The organism is Aureimonas jatrophae, from assembly GCF_900104035.1.
GTDB classification, from domain to species: Bacteria; Pseudomonadota; Alphaproteobacteria; order Rhizobiales; family Rhizobiaceae; genus Aureimonas; species Aureimonas jatrophae.
Window position 1 is genome coordinate 1 of the sequence record NZ_FNIT01000013.1, and the last position, 24,312, is coordinate 24,312.

Below are 24,312 nucleotides of genomic sequence, written 5' to 3' on the forward strand. Positions count from 1 at the left end.
GGGGGACTCGACCAGGATGCGCTCGGCCACGTTGCCGCTGACCGAGACGTTGGCCGAGCCGGGCTTGACCATGATGTAGATGCCGTCGTTGCGCACCTCGCCCATCGCGGTCTCGGTGTTGCGCAGCACCGTGTTGTTGCGGATCGTCAGCCCCTCGGCCTTGTCCACCGTGATGCCGTGGAAGGTGTTGTTGTAGACGGTGTTGTTCTCGATCAGGACGTTCTTGTAGCGCATGGCGTTGCTCGCGCCCGCGTTCACCGCCTCGTTGCCGAAGAAGATGGCCTGGGTCCAGTGGCCCTGTCCGCTGTCCAGGACGTTGTTGCGCACCACCACGTTCTGCGAGGGCGAGGTGGTGCCGCTGGTGAAGAACTGGATCATGTCGTTGTGGTTGATCGACCAGGCCGATCCCAGGAAGTCGTGCAGGTGGTTGCCGTCCACCACGACGTCGTCGACGTCCGAGAACTGCATGCCGTCGGCCTGCATGTGGTGCAGGTCGTTGTTCTGGATGCTGACGCGGTCCGAACCCGTCACCTGGATGCCGAAGTTGTAGTGCGACACCTCGTTGTTCGTGAACGTGAAACCATCCGTCCCCTTGATCCGGACCGCATTGTCGCCAAGCTTGACGTGCCCGTTATTGAACGAGGCGGCGTCGCCGGTGAGTGTCGAGTTGGACACGACGATGTTGCGCGAATCTTCGACGAAGACATCGCTCCGCCATGGCAGCCTCGACGTGCTGTGGATCGTCACGTCGTCGACCCTGAGGTTTGCGACCCCGTCGAGCTTCACCGACGACAGGACGGCTTGGTCCTGCGAGTCGAGGGAGCGGATCGTGACGGTCGACGCAAAGGTCTTGTCCGCAAGCGAAACGGAGTAGCGAGCATCGCCCTTCAGGAGGATCGTCTCGCCGCCGGAGGCCTCTCGCAGCGCGGTTGCCAACTCCTGTGAACTGGAGACGACGATTGTCTCGTTTGACATGTCTGTTTCCAATCCTGCGAGGCGCACAGTGCACGCTGATGGGAGCCTAGACAGGTAAGGCTGCCCCAAACTGACCTATGGGGAAGTTATGCGACGCAGGTATGTCGGGTGGTCGAAGAAGAGCCAAGTGAATGATCGAGGACGCGCATATTAAAATTCGGTAAAATCTGCGCGTCCAGCGTTTATCTCGCCATCTGATGCGGGGCGCCGGCCAATCGAAGCCGGCGGAGCGCAGCCGATGTGCGCAGAATGCGCAGTTTTACATCGTAATGCTCATGAACCGAGCGGCGGACCCGGGTCCATGTCAACGCTGTAGGCGCGCGATAGGGAAACCGCGCCTATTCGTCCCAGTATCTCTTCCGAATACGGGGACATGCGTCGCCATTCGTTGCGGCGACATCCCTACGGTTGGCCGGAACGGGATGGTGGGCGATGACGGACTCGAACCGCCGACATCCTCGGTGTAAACGAGGCGCTCTACCAACTGAGCTAATCGCCCCTCAGTCTTGTGGAGGTTTCGGATATAACCTCTGCGAGATGCTCGCAAGGTGTTTGTCCGGCGACTGGTTTCGTATCGGCTATGTCCATCCGGAAACGGAGCGTGCGCCGTGGTCGGAGGCCTATTCCCTCGATTCGCTTCGGAGGCCGCCAAGAACCCGATCCTAACCGCTCGTCCTACAACGAGACAGTCGGACGATGTTGTAGCAGTCGGCTGCAAACGACGTAGCTCCGGACGGTCATCGCGGCGGTCTCCGATGGCATTCGAAAGAATCTGCGCGACGAGGGGCATGAACCGACGAAGCCCTGTTGACAGGGCAGGGCGGCTTCCGTAAACCGCCGCTCATGCCGCTGACGAACACGCCAGCGGCACCAAGCGCGGGTGTAGCTCAGTCGGTTAGAGTGCCGGCCTGTCACGCCGGAGGTCGCGGGTTCGAGCCCCGTCACTCGCGCCATTTTGTCTCGTTCATACCCCGAATGACGAGGACGATCCAGCTGGGATCGTCGGCTCGAGGTTGGCTTTCCGCTTGCAGTAGCCTTCGCGGTCTTCCGCGACTTGCAACTCTCCTTTTCAGGCTCTGAAATTCGGTCAGGGCATCGCGTCGCGCTGCCTTGCGCCTAGTTTGGGAAGGGTCTAAGCGTCGCTGCAGATGCGAAGGGTCGGCCGTGGCCGTTGGACGCATTGTGGCAGCCCTTCCGATGCTTACCTGACTTGTACGATCCGAATGCGTGTCGCACCGGGTCGTCCGGGTGCAGGCGAACGCCGTTTGGGCGAGTCGAACGAGGTCTGCGAGCGGTGAATCAGCTTCTGGGATCGTATCTTCCGATCGTAATATTCGTGAGCGTTGCGCTCTTCATAGGGCTCGCGTTGCTCGTCTCGCCGTTCCTTCTGGCCTTCAAGGCGCCGGACGACGAGAAGCTGTCGGCCTACGAATGTGGCTTCGACGCGTTTGACGACTCCCGCATGAAGTTCGACGTCCGCTTCTATCTCGTGTCGATCCTGTTCATCATCTTCGATCTCGAGGTCGCCTTCCTCTTCCCCTGGGCAGCTTCGTTCGGCGAGCTGGGCTGGGCCGGTCTCTGGTCGATGATGGTGTTTCTGGGCGTGCTCACGGTCGGCTTCGTCTATGAATGGAAGAAAGGTGCCCTCGAATGGGATTGAACCCCGCTTCCGCGCCGTTCGCCGCGCGTTCCGACCTGCAAAAGGTGTCGCCTGCGGCTGATCCGTTTGTCGCCGATGTCGACAACGAGCTCGCCGACAAGGGCTTTATCGTCACCTCGACCGAGGACCTGATCCAGTGGGCGCGTACGGGCTCGCTGATGTGGATGACGTTCGGCCTCGCGTGCTGCGCAGTCGAGATGATGCAGATGTCGATGCCGCGGTATGATGCCGAGCGCTTCGGGTTCGCGCCGCGCGCGAGTCCGCGCCAGTCCGACGTCATGATCGTTGCCGGCACGTTGACCAACAAGATGGCGCCCGCCTTACGCAAGGTCTACGACCAGATGCCTGAGCCGCGCTACGTCATCTCCATGGGCTCCTGCGCCAACGGCGGCGGCTACTATCACTACAGCTACTCCGTGGTCCGGGGCTGCGACCGTGTGGTTCCGGTCGACATCTACGTCCCGGGATGCCCGCCGACGGCGGAGGCTCTGCTCTACGGCGTTCTGCTTCTTCAGAAGAAGATTCGTCGCATCGGAACGATCGAGCGTTGATGATGGCCCTCGCTGAACTCTCCGACCATCTTGCCGTGCGCTTCGGCGACAAGCTCCTGGCCCGTGAGATCGCCTTCGGCGACCTTACGGTCACGGTTGCGCCGAGCGATCTTCCCGAGATTGTCACCTTCCTGCGCGACGATGCGCGCTGCCTTTTCACATGCTTCATCGATCTGTGCGGCGTCGACTATCCCAATCGCTTGGAGCGCTTCGAGGTGGTGACCCACCTTCTGTCGCCGCGTCACAACACCCGCATTCGAGTGAAGGTGTCGACCGAAGAGGATGAGCCGGTTCCCTCGATCACCGCCATCTACGCGGGCGCGGACTGGTTCGAGCGCGAAGCCTACGACCTCTACGGCATCCTCTTCACCGGTCATCCGGATCTGCGTCGCATCCTCACCGATTATGGCTTCGAGGGGCATCCGCTGCGCAAGGACTTCCCGATGACGGGCTTCGTCGAGGTTCACTACGACGAACATCTGAAGCAGGTCGTCTACGAACCGGTCGAACTGCGTCAGGAAATGCGCTCATTCGACTTCCTCTCTCCCTGGGAAGGCACGGACTACGTGCTGCCGGGCGACGAGAAGGCGAAGGCGAATTGACAAGAAAAGGGCGCGGCGCACGACGCGCCCGCCGTTGCTTGAGACTGCCGATGTTGGCGCGGATGGCCGCGACGATATCCGCGCTCTGACCAGAGGTGCCGCCATGGCCGAGATGATCGACGTCCGGAACTTCAACATCAACTTCGGACCGCAACACCCCGCGGCCCATGGCGTTCTGCGTCTCGTTCTCGAGCTGGACGGGGAGAACGTCGAGCGCGTCGACCCGCATATTGGTCTGCTGCACCGTGGTACCGAAAAGCTGATCGAGCAGAAGACCTATCTTCAGGCGATTCCGTACTTCGACCGGCTCGACTACGTGTCGCCGATGAATCAAGAGCATGCGTTCTGCCTCGCAGTCGAGCGCTTGGCGGGCGTCGAGGTGCCGATCAAGGCGCAGCTCATTCGAGTGCTGTATTGCGAGATCGGGCGTATCCTCTCGCATCTTCTCAACGTCACGACGCAGGCGATGGACGTTGGCGCCCTGACCCCGCCGCTGTGGGGTTTCGAGGAGCGCGAGAAGCTGATGGGCTTTTACGAGCGCGCGAGCGGCGCGCGCCTCCACGCAGCCTATTTCCGGCCAGGTGGCGTCCATCAGGATCTCGACCCCAAGCTCGTCGAGGACATCGGCGAGTGGTGCGATCCGTTCTTGAAGGCGGTCGCCGATATCGACGAACTGCTGACCGGCAACCGCATCTTCAAGCAGCGCAACGTCGACATCGGTGTCGTGTCGCTCGACGATGCGTTCGCGCTTGGCTTTTCCGGCGTCATGGTTCGCGGCTCTGGCGCCGCATGGGACCTGCGTAAGTCGCAGCCCTACGAGTGCTACGATCAGATGGAATTCGATATCCCGATCGGGAAGAACGGTGACTGCTACGACCGCTACCTCATCCGCATGGAGGAGATGCGCCAGTCGACCTACATCATGAAGCAGTGCATCGAGCGTTTGGCAGGCCGTGATCGCGCTGGTCCGATCGCGTCGACCGAAGGCAAGGTCGTGCCGCCCAAGCGGTCGACGATGAAGCGGTCGATGGAAGCGCTGATTCACCACTTCAAGCTCTATACCGAAGGCTTCCACGTGCCGGAAGGTGAGATCTACGCGGCGGTCGAGGCGCCGAAGGGCGAGTTCGGCGTCTATCTCGTGGCGGACGGCACCAACAAGCCCTACCGCTGCAAGATCCGGGCCCCGGGCTTCGCCCATCTCCAGGCCATGGACTTCCTGTGCCGTGACCACATGCTCGCGGACGTGTCCGCGATTCTCGGGTCGTGCGACATCGTCTTCGGCGAGGTTGACCGCTGAACTTGCATGGTTGAGCGTTCGAGAGGCGGCGCGCTGTCGTAGCGCTGCCGCAGAGCTCTGCGCGACAGGCCGTCGCGATCCAGCTGCCGGGGCTCCGGCGGCTGGCCTTTTGTTGATACTGTGTTAGAACGCGCCGCACACTGAGCGTGTCTTGGAACCGTTCTGAAATCGAGGTCCAATGTCCGTCCGACGTCTTGCGGAAGAGGCCGCACAACCCCAGACCTTCGCCTTCTCCAGCGACAACGAGGCCTGGGTCGAGACGCTGATCCGCCGCTATCCGGAGGGACGCCAGCAGTCCGCCGTGATCCCCATGCTGATGCGGGCCCAGGATCAGGACGGTTGGGTGACGAAGGCGGCGATCGAGCATGTAGCCGATAGGCTGAGCATGCCGATGATCCGCGTTCTCGAGGTCGCTACCTTTTATACGCAGTTCCAGCTCAAGCCGGTCGGCACACGCGCCCACGTGCAGGTCTGCGGAACGACGCCGTGCATGTTGCGCGGATCCGACGATTTGAAGCGGGTATGCCGCGAGAAGATTCATCCCGAGCCGCTTCATCCGAACGCGTCCGGCACCCTGTCCTGGGAAGAGGTCGAGTGCCTGGGCGCCTGCGTGAATGCGCCCATGGTCATGATCTTCAAGGACACCTACGAGGATCTGACCGGCGAACGACTGGCTGAGATCATCGACGAGTTTGAAGCTGGGCGCGGCGAGAGCGTCCGCAAGGGACCGCAGATCGATCGCCACCTTTCGGTGCCGGTGGGTGGGCTGACGACGCTGACGTCGTTCCGTGACGAGGACGAGGGCGCCTCTGTCTCGGCCCAGCGTCCGTCTGCTGCCAACGATGCGCCTCCGCAGGGTCCGGGCGCCGGATATGCCGTGTCCGACGAGTCTCAAGCGGCGCGTGCCGACACCCACGCTGCGGAGACCGACAGCTCGATGAAGGGACCGAGCCCCGAAGCGGCTGCGGCAGCGGACAACCGCGCCGACGATGTAGCGAGCATCGATCCGTCGAAGGGCGCGCAAAACCCGGGAACAGGTCGCGAGGCCGGAACACGCCAGGGACCGACCGGACAGGTCGAACGCGATGCCGCAGAGTTCGGCGAGACCGCGGGCAACAGCGATGGGGAACCCCGTGCCGACGGTCCGCTGAAGGCCAAGGGTGCGGCAGCGGAGGATCGCCTCGTCCAGGACTTCAAGCGTGTTCCCGGCGATGCCCCTCGCGCATCGAGTGCGACCGAGGATCTCGGCAACAAGGATGCCAGCGCGTCCGGCGTCTTCGAGGAGCAGCGGCGGAATACGAGCGATACGCAGGGCAATCCCGCTGCCGTGTCGCCATCGGGTGCCGAGAACCGCTCTCAACCCAAGACCGACCGCGATACGAAGGACTGAGGAGGCGAGCGATGCTGCAGGATCAGGACCGTATCTTCACGAATATCTACGGCCTTCGCGACAAGAGCCTGAAGGGCGCGATGAAGCGCGGGCACTTCGACGGCACCGCCGATATCATCGGCAAGGGTCGCGACTGGATCATCAACGAGATGAAGGCCTCCGGCCTGCGCGGACGAGGCGGAGCAGGCTTCCCGACCGGTCTGAAGTGGTCCTTCATGCCGAAGGAGGTCGGTGAGCGGCCTCATTATCTCGTGGTCAACGCGGACGAGTCCGAACCCGGCACCTGCAAGGACCGGGAAATCATGCGCAACGACCCTTTCACGCTGGTGGAGGGGTGCGTCATCGCCGGTTTTGCGATGGGCGCACATGCCGCCTACATCTATGTCCGTGGCGAGTACATTCGCGAGCGCGAAGCGCTGCAGCGCGCGATCGACGAATGCTACGAGGATGGTCTCCTGGGTCGCGACAACAAGTGCGGCTGGGACATGGACATCTTCGTCCATCATGGCGCCGGAGCCTACATCTGCGGTGAAGAGACGGCGCTCCTCGAAAGTCTCGAGGGCAAGAAGGGCCAGCCGCGTCTGAAGCCGCCGTTCCCGGCCAACATGGGCCTCTACGGCTGCCCGACGACGGTCAACAACGTCGAGTCGATCGCGGTCGCGCCGACCATCTTGCGACGTGGCGGTGCTTGGTTCGCCGGTATCGGCCGTCCCAACAACACGGGTACCAAGCTGTTCTCGATCTCGGGTCACGTCAACAAGCCGTGCACCGTCGAGGAGGCTATGGGCATTCCGTTCCGTGAGCTCATCGACAAGCACTGCGGTGGCGTGCGCGGCGGCTACGACAACCTCCTCGCCGTCATTCCCGGCGGTTCGTCCTGCCCGCTCGTTCCGGGCGAGCAGATCCTCGACGCACCAATGGACTTTGACGGCATGCGCGAGGTGAAGTCCTCGTTCGGTACGGCTGCGGTGATCGTCATGGACAAGTCCACCGACATCGTGCGCTCGATCGCTCGGCTTGCCTACTTCTACAAGCACGAGAGCTGCGGCCAGTGCACGCCCTGCCGCGAGGGCACCGGCTGGATGTGGCGCGTCATGGAGCGGATGGTCGTCGGCAACGCCCAAAAGCGCGAGATCGACATGCTTCTCGACGTGACCAAGCAGGTCGAGGGTCACACGATCTGCGCCCTTGGTGACGCGGCAGCCTGGCCGATCCAGGGTCTCGTCCGCCACTTCCGGGCTGAGATCGAGCGTCGCATCGACGAGTTCTCGCGCAACGCAGACCATGATCGTCGTCCTGTTCTTCAGGCGGCTGAGTAGGTTTTTCTCGCACGCGCACATCTCGTCTCGACGGGATGAGCGGTTCGCTGGTGCGCCCAGACTGAGACGAAGAAGATGGCAAAGATCAAAGTCGACGGCCGCGAGATCGAGGTTCCCGATCACTACACGCTGCTGCAGGCCGCGGAGGAGGCGGGTGCCGAAATCCCGCGCTTCTGCTTCCACGAGCGTTTGTCCGTTGCGGGTAACTGCCGCATGTGCCTCGTTGAAGTGAAGGGTGGACCGCCCAAGCCCGCTGCGTCCTGCGCGATGGGCGTTCGCGACTTGCGTCCGGGCCCGAACGGCGAGGCGCCCGAGATCTTCACCAACACGCCGATGGTGAAGAAGGCCCGCGAGGGGGTGATGGAGTTTCTCCTCATCAACCACCCGCTGGATTGCCCGATCTGCGACCAGGGCGGCGAGTGCGATCTGCAGGACCAGGCCATGGCCTTCGGCGTCGACTCCTCGCGCTATACCGAGAACAAGCGCGCGGTCGAGGACAAGTACATCGGTCCGCTCGTGAAGACGATCATGACGCGCTGCATCCATTGCACGCGCTGCGTTCGCTTCACGACCGAAGTCGCCGGCATCTCCGAGCTCGGTCTGGTCGGCCGTGGTGAGGACGCCGAGATCACGACCTACCTCGAGCAGGCGATGACGTCGGAGCTCCAGGGCAACGTCATCGACCTCTGCCCGGTCGGTGCGCTGACGTCGCGCCCCTATGCCTTCCAAGCGCGGTCCTGGGAGCTTACCAAGACCGAGTCCGTCGACGTCATGGACGCCGTCGGATCGTCGATCCGCGTCGACACGCGTGGCCGTGAGGTCATGCGCATTCTGCCGCGCACCAACGACCTTGTGAACGAGGAGTGGATCTCCGACAAGACTCGCTTCGTCTGGGATGGGCTGCGCACGCAGCGTCTCGACCGGCCGTATCTGCGGCGCGATGGGCGCCTGCAGCCGGTTTCGTGGCCGGAAGCGTTCGAAGCCATCCGGCAGAAGCTTCAGGGCGTTCCTGGCGAACGCATCGGCGCGATCGCAGGCGATCTGTCGGCGGTCGAGGACATGTGGGCCGCCAAGGGGCTCCTGTCCGCGCTCGGCTCATCCAATATCGACTGCCGCCAGGACGGTGCAAAGCTCGATCCCGCCGACGGCCGCGCCTCCTACCTCTTCAACACGACGATCGCAGGGATCGAGGATGCGGACGCGCTTCTGATCATCGGCGCGAACCCGCGCTTCGAGGCTCCGGTTCTGAATGCCCGTATCCGTAAGCGCTGGCGTCGCGGTGGCTTCCCGGTCGCCATGATCGGCGAGAACGTCGATCTGCGCTATGCCTACACCTATCTCGGTGCGGGTCCTCAGACGCTGGCCGACATCGAGGGCGCCAACCGCGAGTTCTTCGACGCGCTTCGCGGCGCAGCCAAGCCGATGATCATTTTGGGGCAGGGGCCTTTGGCCGGCGCCAATGGCGGCGACATCCTGGCGGCCGTCGCGGCGCTCGCACGCGAGGTCGGCGCGGTCAAGGATGGCTGGAACGGGTTCAACGTCCTGCACACGGCGGCGAGCCGCGTCGGTGGTCTCGACATCGGCTTCGTGCCGGGCGAGGGCGGCAAGACGGCGCACGAGATGGCAGCCGGCGGTGTCGACGTCCTGTTCAATCTCGGCGCGGACGAGATCGAGATCGCGCCGGGACCGTTCGTCGTCTATCTCGGCACGCACGGCGACCGGGGTGCGCACCGCGCCGACGTCATCTTGCCCGGCGCCGCCTATACCGAGAAGTCGGGTACCTGGGTGAACACCGAGGGCCGCGTCCAGGTTGGCAGCCGAGCGGCATTCCCGCCGGGCGAGGCGCGAGAGGAGTGGGCGATCTTCCGAGCCCTTTCCGCCGTTCTCGGACGCCAGCTTCCCTACGACTCGCTCGGCGCATTGCGCCGCGAACTGGTCGGAGCGGTTGCTGCTATCCGTCCCGGCGATCCGGTCGCCTCCGATGCCGGCGTCATCACGACTCTGGCGGATCGCGCCGGCACGCCGACGGGCGACGTTTTTGCCTCGCGGATCGGCGACTTCTACCTGACCAACCCGATCGCCCGCGCCTCGAAGGTGATGGCGGAATGCTCGCGCCTGGCGCGAGCCGAGCATCTCGAAGCCGCTGAGTAGGACCGACGTTCATGGAAGCCTTCTCGACCTACGTCTGGCCGGCGCTGGTAATCATCGGCCAGAGCCTGCTCTTCCTTGTCGTCCTTCTCGTGCTGATCGCCTACATCCTTCTGGCGGACCGCAAGATCTGGGCCGCCGTGCAGATGCGGCGCGGCCCGAACGTCGTCGGGCCCTTCGGGCTGTTCCAGTCCTTTGCGGATCTCCTGAAGTTCGTCCTGAAGGAGCCGATGATCCCCGCCTCGGCCGACAAGCCGGTCTTCCTGCTGGCGCCGCTCGTCGCCGTGACCCTGGCGCTCGCGACCTTCGCGGTCGTGCCGGTAGCCGATGGCTGGGTGATCGCCGACATCAACATCGGCATCTTGTACATCTTCGCCATCTCCTCGCTCGAGGTCTATGGCGTGATCATGGGCGGCTGGGCGTCGAACTCGAAGTACGCCTTCCTCGGTGCGCTCCGTTCGGCGGCGCAGATGGTGTCCTACGAGGTCTCGATCGGCTTCGTGATCGTGACAGTTCTCCTCTGCGTCGGCTCGCTCAACCTGACCGACATCGTCATGGCACAGATGACGGGTCCCGGCACCATGGTCGGCCTGCCGGCGAGCTTCCTCGACTGGCACTGGCTCGCGCTCTTCCCGATGTTCGTGATCTTCTTCATCTCGGCCTTGGCCGAGACGAACCGGCCGCCTTTCGATCTTCCGGAAGCCGAGTCCGAACTCGTCGCGGGTTTCATGGTCGAGTACGGCTCGACCCCGTACATGATGTTCATGCTCGGTGAGTACGCGGCGATTACGCTGATGTGCTGCCTGATGACGATCCTGTTCCTCGGAGGTTGGCTGCCGCCGTTCGGTTTCGCACCGTTCACCTGGGTTCCCGGTGTGATCTGGTTCCTTGCGAAGGTGGCGTTCTGCTTCTTCCTGTTCGCGATGGTGAAGGCCTTCGTGCCGCGCTACCGCTACGACCAGTTGATGCGCCTGGGCTGGAAGGTGTTCCTTCCGATCTCGCTTGCGATGGTCGTAATCGTCGCCTTCGTGCTGCAGATCATGGGTTGGGGAGCGGCCGCCGCTTCCTGACGCCGCGAGGCCTGACCTGTCGTTCGGCTGCCGGTCGAACGAACCGATTGAAGATTGATCGGGCGCGCTGCCTACACCGCGCCCACCCTGTTCTGGCTCTGGAAACGGAGACGAGAGGCCACCCGATGACCGCGCTGACGCAGACCATCCGTTCCCTGTTCTTGATTGAATTCGTGAAAGCCTTCGGGCTCTCGATGCGCTACTTCTTCGCGCCCAAGGCAACGGTAAACTACCCGTTCGAGAAGAACCCCGTCAGTCCGCGCTTCCGCGGAGAGCATGCGTTGCGCCGCTATCCGAACGGCCAGGAGCGCTGCATCGCCTGCAAGCTCTGCGAGGCGGTCTGCCCGGCGCAGGCGATCACCATCGAGGCCGGCCCGCGTCGCAACGACGGCACGCGCCGTACGGTGCGCTACGACATCGATATGGTGAAGTGCATCTACTGCGGCTTCTGCCAGGAGGCCTGCCCGGTCGATGCGATCGTCGAGGGGCCGAACTTCGAGTTCTCCACCGAGACCCGTGAGGAACTCTACTACGATAAGGAAAAGCTCCTCGCGAACGGCGATCGCTGGGAGCGGGAGATCGCGCGCAACATTGCGCTCGACGCGCCTTACCGCTAATCGGTCGCCCTTGGGGGCCGGGCCGCATGAGTCCCGACCCAGTCTCGATCGCATCGATACGCGCGGCCACCGACCTCGAGGGGAGTTCGGTGGCTCGACGTTGAACCCAGATCAGGGGAGCCCGGCATGTTGGGGCTGCAGGCCTTTTTCTTCTACCTTTTCGCGCTGGTCGCGGTTGGCTCCGGCCTGATGGTCGTCCTGGCCCGCAATCCGGTCCACTCGGTGCTCTTCCTGATCCTGACCTTCGTGGCCTCCGCCGGGTTGTTCCTCCTGACCGGCGCCGAGTTTCTCGCGTTGATCCTGATCGTCGTCTATGTCGGCGCGGTGGCGATCCTCTTCCTGTTCGTCGTCATGATGCTGGACCTCGACTTCGGTCGCATCAAGCAAGGGGCACTCCAATACGCTCCCTACGGCGCGATCGTCGGCGTGATCCTGCTCGCGCAGCTCGTGATTGCGTTCTCGGGCAACACGTTCCAGCCGAGCATTCCCGGCGGGACCGTCATGCCCATTCCGCCGCTGGAGCAGATGTCGAACATCGAAGCGCTCGGTATGGTGCTCTACACGCGCTACGTCTTCTTCTTCCAGATGGCTGGCCTCATTCTGTTTGTTGCCATGGTCGGTGCGATCGTCCTGACCCTGCGCCGCAGCCATAACCCGAAGCGCCAGTCCATTCCCGCCCAGGTCGCACGCGATCCCGCCACCGCCATCGAGATCCGCAAGGTCGAGACCGGCAAGGGCATCTGAGGAAACGGTTCAAGGAACGAAAGCCATGGCCGTCGGCCTCGGACATTATCTCACGGTTGCCGCCATCCTGTTCGTCACAGGCGTGTTCGGCATCTTCATGAACCGCAAGAACATCATCACCATCCTGATGTCGGTGGAGTTGATCCTGCTCTCGGTGAACCTCAACCTCGTCTCGTTCTCCCATTTCCTGAACGACCTCGCGGGCCAGGTCTTTGCGTTGTTCATCCTGACCGTTGCGGCGGCGGAAGCCGCGATTGGTCTCGCGATTTTGGTGGTCTTCTTCCGCAACCGCGGGTCCATTGCGGTTGACGACGTCAACACGATGAAAGGCTGAGCGCGGCGATGTACACGCTGATCGTCCTTCTCCCGCTCATTGGCTTCCTGGTTGCCGGCCTTTTCGGCAACGCGATCGGCGCCAAGAATTCGGAATACGTCACCTCCGGCCTCCTGATCGTCGCCGCTGTTCTGTCCTGGATCGCCTTCCTGATCGGCGTCGACGGCGTCGAGAGCATCAAGGTCCTTCAGTGGATCAAGGCCGGTACCCTGGATGTCTCTTGGTCGCTTCGGATCGACCGGCTAACGCTCGTTATGCTGGTGGTGGTCAACACGGTCTCGGCACTCGTCCACGTGTACTCGATCGGGTACATGCACCACGACGACTCGCGTCCGCGCTTCTTCGCGTATCTCTCGCTCTTCACCTTCGCGATGCTCACGCTGGTGACGGCGGACAACCTCGTCCAGATGTTCTTCGGCTGGGAAGGCGTTGGCCTCGCGTCCTATCTTCTGATTGGATTCTGGTACCAGAAGCCCTCGGCTAACGCGGCGGCGATGAAGGCCTTCGTCGTCAACCGGGTTGGCGACTTTGGCTTCGCTCTTGGCATCTTTGGCCTTTTCGTCGTCTTCGGTTCGGTGAACCTCACCGACATCTTCGCAGGCGCCGGCCAGATGGTTGCGCAGCTCGGTGGCGAACATGGGGCGGCGGCAGGCGAAGCCGCTCACACGGCGCAGCCCATCCTCCAGTTCGCGGGCTACTCGCTTTCGGCGAGCGGCGCGATGACGGCGATCTGTCTCCTTCTCTTCATGGGTGCTATGGGCAAGTCAGCCCAGATCGGTCTCCATACCTGGCTTCCCGATGCCATGGAGGGCCCCACGCCCGTCTCGGCGCTGATCCATGCGGCGACGATGGTCACCGCTGGCGTCTTTATGCTGGCACGCATGTCGCCTGTCTTCGAGCTGAGCCATTCCGCGTTGACGTTCGTGACCTTCATCGGTGCCACGACCGCCTTCTTCGCGGCGACGGTCGGGCTCGTGCAGAACGACATCAAGCGCGTCATCGCCTATTCCACCTGCTCGCAGCTCGGCTACATGTTCGTGGCGCTCGGCGTCGGTGCCTACGGGGCGGCTGTGTTCCACCTCTTCACGCACGCCTTCTTCAAGGCACTTCTGTTCCTCGGTGCTGGCTCGGTCATTCACGCCGTGGACGGCGAGCAGGACATGCGGCACATGGGTGGCCTTCGGAAGCACATCCCGGTCACCTACTGGACGATGATGATCGGCACGCTGGCGCTGACAGGCTTCCCCTTTACGGCCGGCTACTATTCGAAGGACGCCATCATCGAAAGTGCGTTCGCCGGCGAGAACGCTTTCGCAATGTACGGCTACATCATGACCGTGATCGCGGCCGCGCTGACCAGCTTCTACTCCTGGCGCCTCGTGTTCCTGACGTTCCACGGCAAGCCGCGTGCGAGCCACGAGGTCATGCACCACGTCCACGAGTCGCCCCAGGTCATGCTCGTGCCGCTCTATATCTTGTCGGCGGGTGCGCTTCTGGCCGGCATCGTCTTCTACCCGTTCTTCCTGGGTGGCTCCTACGATACGTTCTGGAACGGGGCGCTGTTCTCGGGACCGCAAAACCACATCCTGCATGAGTCGCACGAGGTGCCGGGACTGGTCGTCTGGTCACCGACGATCGCGATGGCTCTTGGCTTTATCGTCGCGTACATCTTCTACGTCCGCTCGCCTGAGAAACCCGCTCAACTTGCAGCGCGCAACTCGGGACTGTACCAGTTCCTGCTCAACAAGTGGTACTTCGACGAGTTGTACGACTTCTTGTTCGTGCGCTCCGCGAAGTGGCTCGGACGCTTCCTCTGGAAGAAGGGCGATGGCGCGGTCATCGACCGGCTTGGCCCGGACGGCGTGTCCGCGCGCGTTCTCGACGTGACCAATCGCGTCGTGCAACTGCAGACCGGCTATCTCTACCACTATGCCTTCGTCATGCTGATCGGCGTCGCGGCGCTCGTCACCTTCATGATGTTCGGGGGAATGCGCTGATGTCCGGCTGGCCGATCCTATCGACCATCACCTTCCTTCCGCTGGTCGGCGCGATCCTGATCCTCTTCGCGAACGAAGAGGCGCCCGGTGGTCGGGACAATATCCGTCGCATTGCGCTCTGGACGTCGGGCTTCACCTTCGTCCTGTCGCTTTTCATCTGGATCGGGTTCGACGAGGGCGTCGCCGGCTTCCAGTTCGTCGAGGAAGTGGAGTGGCTCTCGGGCGGCATCGCCTATCGGATGGGCGTCGACGGCATCTCGATGCTCTTCGTCATCCTGACGACCTTCCTTCTGCCGATCTGCATCCTCGCAAGCCGCGAGGCGATCCAGACGCGCGTGAAGTCCTACATGATCGCCTTCCTCGTGCTGGAGACGCTGGTCGTCGGCGTCTTCTGCGCGCTCGACATCGTGCTTTTCTACGTCTTCTTCGAAGGCTCCCTGATCCCGATGTTCCTGATCATCGGCGTCTGGGGTGGCAAGCGGCGCATCTACGCCTCCTACAAGTTCTTCCTCTACACCTTCCTCGGCTCGGTGCTGATGCTGGTGGCCATCATGTCGATGTACGCGGTTGCGGGCACGACCTCGATCCCGGAGCTTCTGCGCTACCAGTTCCCGGCGTCGATGCAGACCTGGCTGTGGCTCGCGTTCTTCGCGTCCTTCGCCGTCAAGATGCCGATGTGGCCTGTTCATACCTGGCTGCCGGACGCGCACGTCGAAGCCCCGACTGCCGGATCCGTCATTCTGGCCGGTATCCTCCTGAAGCTCGGCGGCTACGGTTTCATCCGGTTCTCGTTGCCGATGTTCCCGTTGGCATCGGCCGAGTTCGCGCCGTTCGTGTTCACGCTTTCCGTTGTCGCGATCATCTATACGTCGCTGGTCGCGTTGATGCAGGAGGACATCAAGAAGCTCATCGCCTACTCGTCGGTGGCGCATATGGGCTTCGTGACAATGGGTATCTTCGCAGCCAACGAGCAGGGACTTCAGGGCGCGATCTTCCAGATGCTGAGCCACGGCCTGATCTCGGGAGCGCTCTTCCTATGCGTCGGTGTCGTCTATGACCGGATGCACACGCGCGACATCGCCGCCTATGGCGGTCTCGTGAACCGCATGCCGGCCTATGCCGCGATGATGCTCCTGTTCACGATGGGCAACGTCGGCCTGCCCGGGACGTCGGGTTTCGTGGGCGAGTTCCTCACGCTGATGGGAGCGTTTCGCGCCAACTCCTGGGTCGCCATCTTTGCGACAACCGGCATCATCCTGTCGGCGGCCTACGCTCTGTGGCTCTTCCGCCGCGTCATTCTGGGAGCGCTGACCAAGGAGAACCTGCGGACCATTCTCGACCTTTCGCCACGCGAGAAACTCCTGCTCTATCCGCTGGCCGTCCTCACCGTGTTCTTCGGGGTCTACCCGATGCCCGTCTTCGACGTCACGACCGCGTCGGTGGACAACATCCTGAGCAGCTACACGGCCGCTCTCGAAGCGGCCAGCAGCGTCGCTTCCGCTCAATAAGAACGGCAGGAGATACCCATGTTCTCGCAATTCGTCGCGGACAGCCTGCCGATCGTCGGGCCCGAACTTATCATGGCCGTCGGCGCGATGGGCCTTCTGATGGTGGGGACGTTCCTGGGTGAGCGCTCCGGGCGCACGGTCCTGTCGCTTGCAGTCGGTTTGATCCTGTTCGCTGCGGTCTGGCTCATGTTCGTCGCGCCGACCGGTGTCGCCTTCGGCGGATCGGTCATTCTCGACCCCTTCGCCCGTTTTATGAAGACGCTCGTTCTGATCGGCTCGGCGGCCGCGCTGCTGATGTCGGTCAATATCGCAAGCGCACAGCACTTCGACCGCTTCGAGTTCCCGGTGCTGGTCGTCCTGTCGACGATCGGCATGATGTTGATGGTGTCGGCCGGGGATCTGATCGCTCTCTACATGGGCCTCGAACTCCAGTCGCTGGCGATCTACGTTATCGCGGCGATCGCGCGCGACCACGTGAAATCGACCGAGGCGGGCCTGAAGTACTTCGTGCTCGGGGCGCTGTCGTCCGGCATGCTGCTGTACGGTGCATCGCTCGTGTACGGGTTCACCGGTCAGATCGAATTCTCGGCCATCGCGACACACGTCGCGCAGGAGGGCGCGCGTTCCACCGGACTGCTGATCGGTCTGGTTTTCGTGCTGGCTGGCCTTGCGTTCAAGATGTCGGCGGTGCCCTTCCATATGTGGACGCCCGACGTCTATGAGGGGGCGCCGACTCCGGTGACGGCGCTGCTGGCAGGTGCACCCAAGGTCGCGGCCATCGCTCTTCTCACGCGCTTCACGGTGCAGGGCTTCGGACCGTTGACGCCTGACTGGCAGCAGGTTCTCGTTTTCATCTCGATCGCATCGATGGTCTTCGGGTCCTTCGCGGCGATCGGACAACGAAACCTCAAGCGTCTGATGGCCTATTCCTCTATCGGCCACATGGGCTACGTGCTGGTCGGTCTCGCGGCCGGAACGGAGCAGGGGGTTCAAGGCGTCCTGATCTATATGGTGACCTATGTCGCCATGACGCTGGGGACGTTTGCGGTCATTCTCGCGATGCGCCGCACGGATGGCATGGTCGAAGAGGTCTCCGACCTTTCCGGTCTATCCCGCACCCATCCGATCCTCGCGATCGCGCTGTCGGCCCTCATGCTTTCGCTGGCAGGGCTGCCGCCGTTGCTCGGCTTCTGGGGCAAGTATTACGTCTTCGTCGCCGCGGTTCAGGCAGGCCTGGTGCCGCTGGCGGTGATCGGCGTCATCGCGTCGACGATCGGCCTGTTCTACTATCTGCGCATCGTGAAGGTGATGTGGTTCGACGAACCGGTCGCCGGCTTCGAACCTATGGGCGCGGAACTGAAGGTGGTGATGGGGGCGGCGACCTTGTTCGTCTTCCCGGCCTACATCGTCCTGGCCGGTCCCATCTTCGCCGCAGCGGCTTCGGCAGCGCAGTCGTTCTTCTGAACCGTCCGTCGGCCCGATCTGCCTTGGCGGTTCGCCGTCTGTCGCTCGACGAGGTCGGGTCGACGAACAGTGTCGCCATGGAGGCGGCTCGGTCCGGCGATCCTGGCCCCCTCTGGGTCACGGCCGAATGCCAATCGGCCGGTCGTGGTCGTCGCGGCCGGCAATGGGTGTCGGAGCGGGGCAATCTGTACGCGACCCTCCTGTTGATTGACCCTGCGCCGGTCGCGGCGCTCGGGAACCTGCCGCTCGTCGCGGCGCTCGGCATTCGGGACGCCTTGGCCAGTTTACCGGGGCTTGTCTCCCGGGACGTCGAGATCAAGTGGCCTAACGACGTTCTCGTGCGGGGTGCCAAAGCGGTCGGAATCCTCCTCGAGAGTGAGCGCCTGTCCAACGGTCGCCAAGCCGTCGTGATAGGCTGCGGCGTCAACGTCGCTTACGCGCCGGAAGGCGTGCCCTACGAGGTCACGACGCTGCGCGCCTGCGGCGTCGATGCCTCGTTGGATGTGGTGTTCGAAGTGCTCGCTGCCGCGACGGCGCAGGCTCTAGACATTTGGGACCGTGGACGCCACTTCGCAGCCATCCGCGAACGCTGGCTCGCCCATGCCCGTGGGGTTGGTGGTCCGTGTCGCGTCAACCTGCCGGACGGATCGACCGTCGACGGTCGCTTCCGCGATCTGGACGCCGCCGGCCGATTGCTTCTGGAATTGCCGAACGGCGAATTGCGCTCGTTTTCCGCGGGCGACCTTTTCCTACTGCCTGGCGCGCCGCAAGGCCGCGACGGCTCATCGAGATGACACGGGGCTATGGCCCAAACGAAATTGGACGAGCCCGGACGGGCGAAGCAGAAGAGAGACAAGAGTGAACGAATTGGTATTTGTGCCGCTCGGCGGCATCGGCGAGATCGGTATGAACCTCGCCCTTTACGGCTATGGTCCGGCCGACAAGCGGGAGTGGATTGCCGTTGATTGCGGCGTCTCCTTCGCCGGGCCTGAGTTTCCGGGTGTCGACCTGGTTCTTCCGGATATCTCCTTTCTGGAGGCGCGCAAGGGCCAACTGAAGGGCCTCGTCATCACGCATGCTCACGAGGATCACTACGGCGCGGTCCTCGACCTGTGGCCGCGCCTCAAGGTTCCCGTCTACGCGACCGCCTTCACGGCCGCGCTTCTCGCAGCGAAGCGGGAGGGCGAACCGGGCGCAGCGAAGGTGCCCGTCACGCTGTTCAAGGCCGGTGATCGCTTCGATCTCGGACCGTTTTCCATCGAAGCGGTCAACGTGACCCACTCCATTCCGGAACCCGTCGCGCTTGCCATTCGCACGCCGGCCGGAACCGTGCTCCACACGGGGGACTGGAAGATCGACCCAACTCCGGCGCTTGGCGATCCGACCGACGAAGCACGGTTGCGGCAGATCGGCGACGAGGGTGTGCTGGCGATCGTATGCGACTCCACCAACGCGATGCGGGAGGGCGTGTCGCCCTCCGAGCGCGACGTCAATCAGTCGTTGACCGAGATCATCCGCGAGGCGGAAGGCCGGGTCGCGATCACGACCTTCTCATCCAACGTCGGCCGTATCCGATCGATCGCCGAGGCCGCGCGCGATGCGGACCGTCAGGTTCTTCTAATGGGCCGTTCCATGAAGCGCGTCGCCGATGTCGCGAACGAGCTCGGCTATCTCGACGGTATCCCACCCTTCTTGAGTGAACAGGACTTCGGTTACATCCCGCGGGAGAAGGCCGTCATTATCCTGACCGGCAGCCAGGGTGAGCCGCGCGCGGCGCTGGCTCGCCTGTCGCGGGACGAGCATCCGTCCGTCGCGCTGTCACGCGGCGATACCGTCATCTTCTCGTCCCGGTCGATCCCAGGCAACGAGAAGGCCATTCTCGAGATCAAGAACGACCTGATCGAACGCGGGATCAAGGTCGTCGAAGACCATGATCGATTGGTACACGTGTCAGGACATCCACGTCGCTCCGAGCTGCGGCAGATGTACGAGTGGATCCGCCCGAAGATCGCGGTGCCGGCGCACGGCGAGGCACAGCACCTTCGCGCGCATGCGGAATTGGCACGCGAGCTTGGCGTCGGCGAGATCGTGTCGTTGCGTGACGGTAAGATGGTTCGCCTCGCGCCAGGACCGGCCGAGATCATCGACGAGGTTCCCTTCGGTCGCTGGTACAAGGACGGCTATCTGATCGGTACGGCCGAACAGATGGGAATTGGCGAGCGTCGCCGCTTGGCTCTGGCGGGGCATGTCTCGGTTCTGGTCGAGGTGGATCAGAAGTTGGAGCTCGTCGACGACCCGCAGGTCGTTGCCATGGGACTGCCGGAAAAGGACGAGGAAGGCGAAAGCATCGTCGAAGCTCTGATCGATGCGGCCGGCGGCGCGGTGGAGTCGATTCCCCGCGGTCGTCGCAAGGATCTCGAGACGGTTCGCGAGGCGGTTCGTCGCGCCGTGCGGGCGGAAGCCAACGATGCCTGGGGCAAGAAGCCGGCGGTGACGGTCTTCGTGTCTCGCTCCTGAGGCGCCCCGTTTCCGTCGGATTACGCCGCTAGCACCTTGCCAGAAGCTCGCGCACGCGTTGCGCGAGCCCGGAGGAAGCCCGCATGGGTATCGTCACGCTGCTCGCCCTGTATTTCGTGATCTGGTGGACGGTGCTGTTCGCGATCCTACCCATCGGAATGCGCTCGCAGATCGACGAGGACGACGTCATTCTCGGCACGGCGCACAGCGCGCCGGCCCGCTTCTCGTTCGCTCGGAAGGCGTTGTGGACGACGCTCGTGTCGGCGATCGTGCTGGGCTTGTTCTACCTCGTGACCGAGGTCTGGGGCGTCGGTCCGGGCAGCTTCCCGCATATCATACCGGGGACTTGAACTTCGCCGAGCGGGCGTCAGGGCAAAAAAAATGCGAGGCTTTCGCCTCGCATTCAGAATGGCCGGTCTGGATCTTCTGCCGGCGACGTTGGCCGGGGCAGCATGTCCATGCGCCGAAGATCGCGTCCTCCCAAACGAGACCGGCGGTGGTGGTGCGTCTTTGCGACGCTGCCTTTCACAAAACCAACATACTCCGCGTCTGATCGCTCTGTCGATATGGTCTGACGCAAGTTTCGGCATTTTTTGCACCAGCTCGCGCAAGTTTTGCGCACAGCCGTCTCCGTTCTCGCGAAAGCTTGGGACGATAGCCCTTTCGAAGGACTGTGGCTCGCGCTTTGCCAAGGGGAAGGCGAGCCGGTAGAACGCCGCTGCGGCCAGGCACGCTGGCTCATACCAACACCGTTTCCTCCCGCGAGTCGTCATGCGTCTGTCCCGCTATTTCCTGCCCATCCTCAAGGAGACGCCGAAGGAGGCCGAGATCGTCTCGCATCGCCTGATGTTGCGGGCGGGCATGGTCCGGCAACAGGCTGCCGGCATCTATGCCTGGCTTCCGCTCGGCAAGCGCGTCTTGGACAAGGTTTGCGACGTCATCCGCGAGGAGCAGAATCGCTCCGGCGCGATCGAGATGATGATGCCCACGATCCAGTCGGCGGACCTATGGCGCGAGTCCGGACGGTACGACGACTACGGCAAGGAGATGCTGCGCATTCAAGATCGCCACGAGCGCGATCTGCTGTTCGGGCCGACCAACGAGGAGATGATCACGGACATCTTCCGCTCGTATGTCCGATCCTACAAGGATCTGCCTCTCAACCTCTATCACATCCAGTGGAAGTTCCGCGACGAGGTGCGTCCGCGTTTCGGCGTCATGCGCTCGCGTGAGTTCCTGATGAAGGATGCCTACTCCTTCGATCTCGACTACGAGGCGGCGAAGGTCGCCTATGACCGCATGTTCGTCGCCTACCTCCGGACCTTCCAGCGGCTCGGTCTGAAGGCGATCCCGATGCGCGCCGATACGGGGCCGATCGGGGGGGAGTTGAGCCACGAGTTCATCATCCTCGCTTCGACGGGCGAGAGCGAAGTGTTCTGCCACCGCGATTTCCTGGACATGACCGTGCCCGGCGAAGGCGTCGATTTCGGCGACGGTGCGGGTCTTGCGGATATCGTGCGGGCCTGGACCACACCCTATGCGGCTACCGAAGAGATGCATGATACCGCGGCCTTCGACGCAATACCGGAAGGCGACCGGGTCGCGGCGCGCGGCATCGAGGTTGGTCACATCTTCCACTTCGGCACGAAGTACTCGGAACCCATGGGCGCTTCGGTGACCGGACCGGATGGACGTGAGACGCCGGTCTTCATGGGGTCCTACGGTATCGGGCCGAGCCGTCTGATCGCCGCGATCATCGAGGCGAGCCATGACGAGAACGGCATCCGCTGGCCGGCCTCGATCGCGCCGTTCCGCGTCGGCCTCGTCAACATGAAGCCGGGCGATGCCGACTGCGATGCGGTTTGCGAGCGGCTCTACGCTGAACTCGAGGCGGCTGGCCTCGATACGCTCTATGACGACGAGGACACGAGAGCCGGCGCGAAGTTCGCGACCATGGACCTGATCGGTCTGCCGACGCAGGTGATCATCGGTCCGCGTGGGGCCAAGAGCGGTGAGGCAGAGATCAAGGACCGCATGACCGGCGAACGGCAGACCATGCCGATCGATGATGTCGTACGTCTGTTGAGCGCCGCATGACCACCGTCGCCGACCTGGGCGCTCACAGCGCGTCGGCGCGCGCGACCGGCGGGACGCGGCCGTTCTCGCGGTTCGAGTGGATGATCGCGGGTCGTTACCTGCGGTCCCGCCGCCGCGATGCCGGCGTCTCGGTCATCGCGGGGTTCTCGTTCGTCGGCATCATGCTGGGTGTGGCAGCGCTCATCATCGTCATGTCGGTGATGAACGGTTTCCGTGCGGAACTGCTGACGCGCATTCTGGGCGTCAATGGTCACGTCATTCTCCAGCCGATGGATCGGCCGCTCACGGATTTCGAGGACGTCGCCGCGAAGATCGAGACCGTACCCGGCGTCGCTTACACGATGCCGCTGGTGCAGGGGCAGGTGCTCGCCAGCGGAGCGAATGGGACCAGCACCGGCGCTCTCGTCAAGGGTGTCCGCGGCGACGACTTGGCAAAGCTTGCGCCAATCGCGTCCAACGTCCGCCAGGGTACGCTCGCGAACTTCGACACGAGCCAGGGCGTTGCAATCGGCCAGCGGCTCGCCGACAATCTCGGTCTGCGGTTGGGCGACTCGATCACGCTTGTATCGCCCGACGGCGATGTCACGCCACTCGGCACGACGCCCCGCGTCAAAGCCTATCCGATCGTTGCGATCTACGAGATCGGACTGTCGGAGTATGACGCAGCTTACGTCTACATGCCGCTCGTCGAAGCGCAGCTGTTCTTCAATGCCGAGAACCAGGCGCAATCGATCGAGATCTTCGTCCAGGACCCGGACAGGGTCATGGATCTTCAGGGTGCTATCGAGCAGGCGGCGGGCCGTCCGGCCTACACGGTGACCTGGCAGACGCAAAACCAGAGCTTCTTCTCTGCGCTCGAGGTCGAGCGGAACGTCATGTTCATCATCCTGACGTTGATCGTCCTAGTGGCCGCGCTGAATATCATCTCGGGCCTGTTCATGCTTGTGAAGGACAAGGGCCGCGATATCGCCATCATGCGCACGATGGGCGCGACCAGCGGCTCGATCATGCGAGTGTTTCTGATCACGGGGGCATCGATTGGCGTGGCGGGAACCATCGCAGGCTTCGTCCTTGGCACGCTGTTCTGCCTGAATATCGAGAACCTCCGGCAGTTCTTCTCATGGGTCTCAGGGACCACGCTGTTCAATCCGGAGTTCTATTTCCTGAGCCGGTTGCCCGCTGAAATCGATCCGAGCGAAGTCGTCACCGTGGTTCTCATGGCCGTTGGCCTGTCGTTTTTGGCGACGCTCTTCCCGTCGTGGCGAGCGTCGAAGCTCGATCCGGTCGAGGCGCTTCGCTACGAATGACCCAGTCCTCCGCAACGACCGACCCTCATCCGGCCCTCCGGCTCGATCGAGTCGAACGCCGCTTCCATCAGGGCGAGACGGCGCTGACCATCCTCGACGGAGCCGACATGGTTCTGCGGGCAGGGGAGATGGTGGCTCTCGTGGCGCCATCGGGGGCCGGCAAGTCGACGCTCCTTCATATCGCCGGACTCCTGGAGCGACCGGACGGCGGCGACGTGGTGGTGAACGGCGTATCCTGCGGGCAGATGGACGACGCTGCGCGCACGCAGATGCGCCGAGGCACGATCGGCTTCGTCTACCAGTTCCATCATCTGCTGCCGGAGTTCTCCGCGCTCGAAAACGTCATGTTGCCCCAGATGATCCGCGGTCTGTCGCGCGGCATGGCGGCGGAACGGTCCAAGGAGCTTCTCGACTATATGCGGCTAGGCGCCAGGGCCAGCCATCGTCCCGCCGAGCTGTCGGGCGGCGAGCAACAGCGGGTTGCCATCGCGCGGGCTGTCGCCAACAACCCCTACGTTCTCCTGGCCGACGAGCCGACGGGCAATCTCGATCCGGTCACCTCGACCTATGTCTTCGACGCCTTGACGGCACTTGTACGCCAGGCAGGCGTCGCGGCCCTGATCGCCACGCACAATCACGATCTAGCGCGCCGCATGGATCGGGCGGTTACCCTGAGGGATGGTCATATCGTGGACCTCGTTCTCGATTAGATCGA

Annotated in this window: 21 protein-coding genes and 2 tRNA genes; 21 read left to right on the plus strand and 2 right to left on the minus strand. The window is 63.2% G+C overall.

Going from position 1 to position 24,312, the window contains the following annotated elements; translation table 11 throughout:
• Together BLQ76_RS19085 and BLQ76_RS19090 are read right to left on the minus strand one after the other, a co-directional pair.
• On the minus strand, positions 1 to 975 hold a 975-nt coding region (locus BLQ76_RS19085; RefSeq protein WP_090676632.1), incomplete at its 3' end, for a right-handed parallel beta-helix repeat-containing protein.
• 423 nt (positions 976 to 1,398) lie between these two features.
• Positions 1,399 to 1,474: transfer RNA gene (locus BLQ76_RS19090), tRNA-Val, on the minus strand.
• Positions 1,475 to 1,851: 377 nt separating this feature from the next.
• On the opposite strand from BLQ76_RS19090, the gene BLQ76_RS19095 reads away from it, so the two are divergent.
• The 21 genes from BLQ76_RS19095 to BLQ76_RS19195 all read left to right on the plus strand — a co-directional run bounded on the left by BLQ76_RS19095 (position 1,852) and on the right by BLQ76_RS19195 (position 24,307).
• Positions 1,852 to 1,928, plus strand: a tRNA-Asp gene (locus BLQ76_RS19095).
• Between the two features lie 341 nt (positions 1,929 to 2,269).
• Complete coding sequence (locus BLQ76_RS19100) at positions 2,270 to 2,635, plus strand: NADH-quinone oxidoreductase subunit A (protein WP_090676633.1); 366 nt, start codon at positions 2,270 to 2,272, stop codon at positions 2,633 to 2,635.
• On the plus strand, positions 2,626 to 3,186 hold the full coding sequence (locus tag BLQ76_RS19105) for a NuoB/complex I 20 kDa subunit family protein (protein WP_425285179.1): 561 nt from the start codon (positions 2,626 to 2,628) through the stop codon (positions 3,184 to 3,186). Before BLQ76_RS19100 ends, BLQ76_RS19105 begins: the two co-directional genes overlap by 10 nt.
• A complete protein-coding gene (locus tag BLQ76_RS19110) occupies positions 3,183 to 3,788 on the plus strand; it encodes an NADH-quinone oxidoreductase subunit C (RefSeq protein WP_425285180.1) in 606 nt (201 codons plus the stop codon). The genes BLQ76_RS19105 and BLQ76_RS19110 overlap by 4 nt, the downstream gene beginning before the upstream one ends.
• Before the next feature lie 103 nt (positions 3,789 to 3,891).
• Positions 3,892 to 5,085: an NADH-quinone oxidoreductase subunit D gene (locus tag BLQ76_RS19115; protein ID WP_090676637.1), complete on the plus strand. Its 1,194-nt coding sequence runs from the start codon at positions 3,892 to 3,894 to the stop codon at positions 5,083 to 5,085.
• Between the two features lie 178 nt (positions 5,086 to 5,263).
• Positions 5,264 to 6,475 carry an NADH-quinone oxidoreductase subunit NuoE gene (gene nuoE, locus BLQ76_RS19120; protein ID WP_090676639.1) on the plus strand — a complete coding sequence of 404 codons (1,212 nt, stop codon included), beginning with the start codon at positions 5,264 to 5,266 and terminating at the stop codon, positions 6,473 to 6,475.
• A gap of 11 nt (positions 6,476 to 6,486) precedes the next feature.
• Positions 6,487 to 7,794, plus strand: coding sequence for an NADH-quinone oxidoreductase subunit NuoF (nuoF, locus tag BLQ76_RS19125; protein ID WP_090676640.1), 1,308 nt, complete (start codon positions 6,487 to 6,489; stop codon positions 7,792 to 7,794).
• Positions 7,795 to 7,869: 75 nt separating this feature from the next.
• Entirely contained in the window at positions 7,870 to 9,945 is a 2,076-nt protein-coding gene (gene nuoG, locus BLQ76_RS19130; protein WP_090676642.1) for an NADH-quinone oxidoreductase subunit NuoG, read from the plus strand.
• An 11-nt stretch (positions 9,946 to 9,956) separates the two neighbouring features.
• Complete coding sequence (nuoH, locus tag BLQ76_RS19135) at positions 9,957 to 11,012, plus strand: NADH-quinone oxidoreductase subunit NuoH (RefSeq protein ID WP_090676643.1); 1,056 nt, start codon at positions 9,957 to 9,959, stop codon at positions 11,010 to 11,012.
• Positions 11,013 to 11,137: 125 nt separating this feature from the next.
• A complete protein-coding gene (gene nuoI, locus BLQ76_RS19140) occupies positions 11,138 to 11,629 on the plus strand; it encodes an NADH-quinone oxidoreductase subunit NuoI (RefSeq protein ID WP_062016009.1) in 492 nt (163 codons plus the stop codon).
• A gap of 126 nt (positions 11,630 to 11,755) precedes the next feature.
• Positions 11,756 to 12,373, plus strand: a complete 618-nt coding sequence (locus tag BLQ76_RS19145; RefSeq protein WP_090676645.1) for an NADH-quinone oxidoreductase subunit J — start codon at positions 11,756 to 11,758, stop codon at positions 12,371 to 12,373.
• A gap of 25 nt (positions 12,374 to 12,398) precedes the next feature.
• Entirely contained in the window at positions 12,399 to 12,707 is a 309-nt protein-coding gene (gene nuoK / locus BLQ76_RS19150) for an NADH-quinone oxidoreductase subunit NuoK (protein WP_090676647.1), read from the plus strand.
• 8 nt (positions 12,708 to 12,715) lie between these two features.
• The gene (gene nuoL, locus BLQ76_RS19155) at positions 12,716 to 14,704 is read left to right on the plus strand and encodes an NADH-quinone oxidoreductase subunit L (protein ID WP_090676648.1); all 1,989 of its coding nucleotides are present in this window, start codon (positions 12,716 to 12,718) and stop codon (positions 14,702 to 14,704) included.
• Positions 14,704 to 16,212, plus strand: a complete 1,509-nt coding sequence (locus tag BLQ76_RS19160; protein ID WP_090676651.1) for an NADH-quinone oxidoreductase subunit M — start codon at positions 14,704 to 14,706, stop codon at positions 16,210 to 16,212. Before nuoL ends, BLQ76_RS19160 begins: the two co-directional genes overlap by 1 nt.
• 18 nt (positions 16,213 to 16,230) lie before the next feature.
• Positions 16,231 to 17,676 (plus strand): NADH-quinone oxidoreductase subunit NuoN, encoded by a 1,446-nt coding sequence (nuoN, locus tag BLQ76_RS19165; protein ID WP_090676653.1) that lies wholly within the window; start codon positions 16,231 to 16,233, stop codon positions 17,674 to 17,676.
• 23 nt (positions 17,677 to 17,699) lie between these two features.
• Positions 17,700 to 18,470, plus strand: a complete 771-nt coding sequence (locus BLQ76_RS19170) for a biotin--[acetyl-CoA-carboxylase] ligase (RefSeq protein WP_280140083.1) — start codon at positions 17,700 to 17,702, stop codon at positions 18,468 to 18,470.
• A 112-nt stretch (positions 18,471 to 18,582) separates the two neighbouring features.
• Positions 18,583 to 20,193 carry a ribonuclease J gene (locus BLQ76_RS19175; protein WP_090676757.1) on the plus strand — a complete coding sequence of 537 codons (1,611 nt, stop codon included), beginning with the start codon at positions 18,583 to 18,585 and terminating at the stop codon, positions 20,191 to 20,193.
• 83 nt (positions 20,194 to 20,276) lie between these two features.
• Positions 20,277 to 20,543 carry a DUF1467 family protein gene (locus tag BLQ76_RS19180; RefSeq protein ID WP_090676655.1) on the plus strand — a complete coding sequence of 89 codons (267 nt, stop codon included), beginning with the start codon at positions 20,277 to 20,279 and terminating at the stop codon, positions 20,541 to 20,543.
• A 421-nt stretch (positions 20,544 to 20,964) separates the two neighbouring features.
• Entirely contained in the window at positions 20,965 to 22,290 is a 1,326-nt protein-coding gene (proS, locus tag BLQ76_RS19185) for a proline--tRNA ligase (RefSeq protein WP_090676657.1), read from the plus strand.
• Positions 22,287 to 23,597, plus strand: coding sequence for a lipoprotein-releasing ABC transporter permease subunit (locus BLQ76_RS19190; protein ID WP_090676658.1), 1,311 nt, complete (start codon positions 22,287 to 22,289; stop codon positions 23,595 to 23,597). The genes proS and BLQ76_RS19190 overlap by 4 nt, the downstream gene beginning before the upstream one ends.
• Entirely contained in the window at positions 23,594 to 24,307 is a 714-nt protein-coding gene (locus BLQ76_RS19195; protein ID WP_090676660.1) for an ABC transporter ATP-binding protein, read from the plus strand. Before BLQ76_RS19190 ends, BLQ76_RS19195 begins: the two co-directional genes overlap by 4 nt.
• The last annotated feature ends 5 nt before the right edge of the window (positions 24,308 to 24,312 follow it).

What these genes read in the sequence shown, in the direction of transcription:
- BLQ76_RS19105 (WP_425285179.1), top strand. Translation starts at nt 2,626, where the DNA reads ATGGGATTGAACCCCGCTTCCGCGCCGTTCGCCGCGCGTTCCGACCTG.
- nuoK (WP_090676647.1), top strand. Translation starts at nt 12,399, where the DNA reads ATGGCCGTCGGCCTCGGACATTATCTCACGGTTGCCGCCATCCTGTTC.
- BLQ76_RS19180 (WP_090676655.1), top strand. Translation starts at nt 20,277, where the DNA reads ATGGGTATCGTCACGCTGCTCGCCCTGTATTTCGTGATCTGGTGGACG.
- nuoE (WP_090676639.1), top strand. Translation starts at nt 5,264, where the DNA reads ATGTCCGTCCGACGTCTTGCGGAAGAGGCCGCACAACCCCAGACCTTC.
- BLQ76_RS19160 (WP_090676651.1), top strand. Translation starts at nt 14,704, where the DNA reads ATGTCCGGCTGGCCGATCCTATCGACCATCACCTTCCTTCCGCTGGTC.
- BLQ76_RS19145 (WP_090676645.1), top strand. Translation starts at nt 11,756, where the DNA reads ATGTTGGGGCTGCAGGCCTTTTTCTTCTACCTTTTCGCGCTGGTCGCG.
- nuoI (WP_062016009.1), top strand. Translation starts at nt 11,138, where the DNA reads ATGACCGCGCTGACGCAGACCATCCGTTCCCTGTTCTTGATTGAATTC.
- BLQ76_RS19175 (WP_090676757.1), top strand. Translation starts at nt 18,583, where the DNA reads ATGAACCTCGCCCTTTACGGCTATGGTCCGGCCGACAAGCGGGAGTGG.
- BLQ76_RS19115 (WP_090676637.1), top strand. Translation starts at nt 3,892, where the DNA reads ATGGCCGAGATGATCGACGTCCGGAACTTCAACATCAACTTCGGACCG.
- nuoG (WP_090676642.1), top strand. Translation starts at nt 7,870, where the DNA reads ATGGCAAAGATCAAAGTCGACGGCCGCGAGATCGAGGTTCCCGATCAC.
- BLQ76_RS19190 (WP_090676658.1), top strand. Translation starts at nt 22,287, where the DNA reads ATGACCACCGTCGCCGACCTGGGCGCTCACAGCGCGTCGGCGCGCGCG.
- nuoF (WP_090676640.1), top strand. Translation starts at nt 6,487, where the DNA reads ATGCTGCAGGATCAGGACCGTATCTTCACGAATATCTACGGCCTTCGC.
- proS (WP_090676657.1), top strand. Translation starts at nt 20,965, where the DNA reads ATGCGTCTGTCCCGCTATTTCCTGCCCATCCTCAAGGAGACGCCGAAG.
- nuoN (WP_090676653.1), top strand. Translation starts at nt 16,231, where the DNA reads ATGTTCTCGCAATTCGTCGCGGACAGCCTGCCGATCGTCGGGCCCGAA.
- BLQ76_RS19195 (WP_090676660.1), top strand. Translation starts at nt 23,594, where the DNA reads ATGACCCAGTCCTCCGCAACGACCGACCCTCATCCGGCCCTCCGGCTC.
- nuoH (WP_090676643.1), top strand. Translation starts at nt 9,957, where the DNA reads ATGGAAGCCTTCTCGACCTACGTCTGGCCGGCGCTGGTAATCATCGGC.
- nuoL (WP_090676648.1), top strand. Translation starts at nt 12,716, where the DNA reads ATGTACACGCTGATCGTCCTTCTCCCGCTCATTGGCTTCCTGGTTGCC.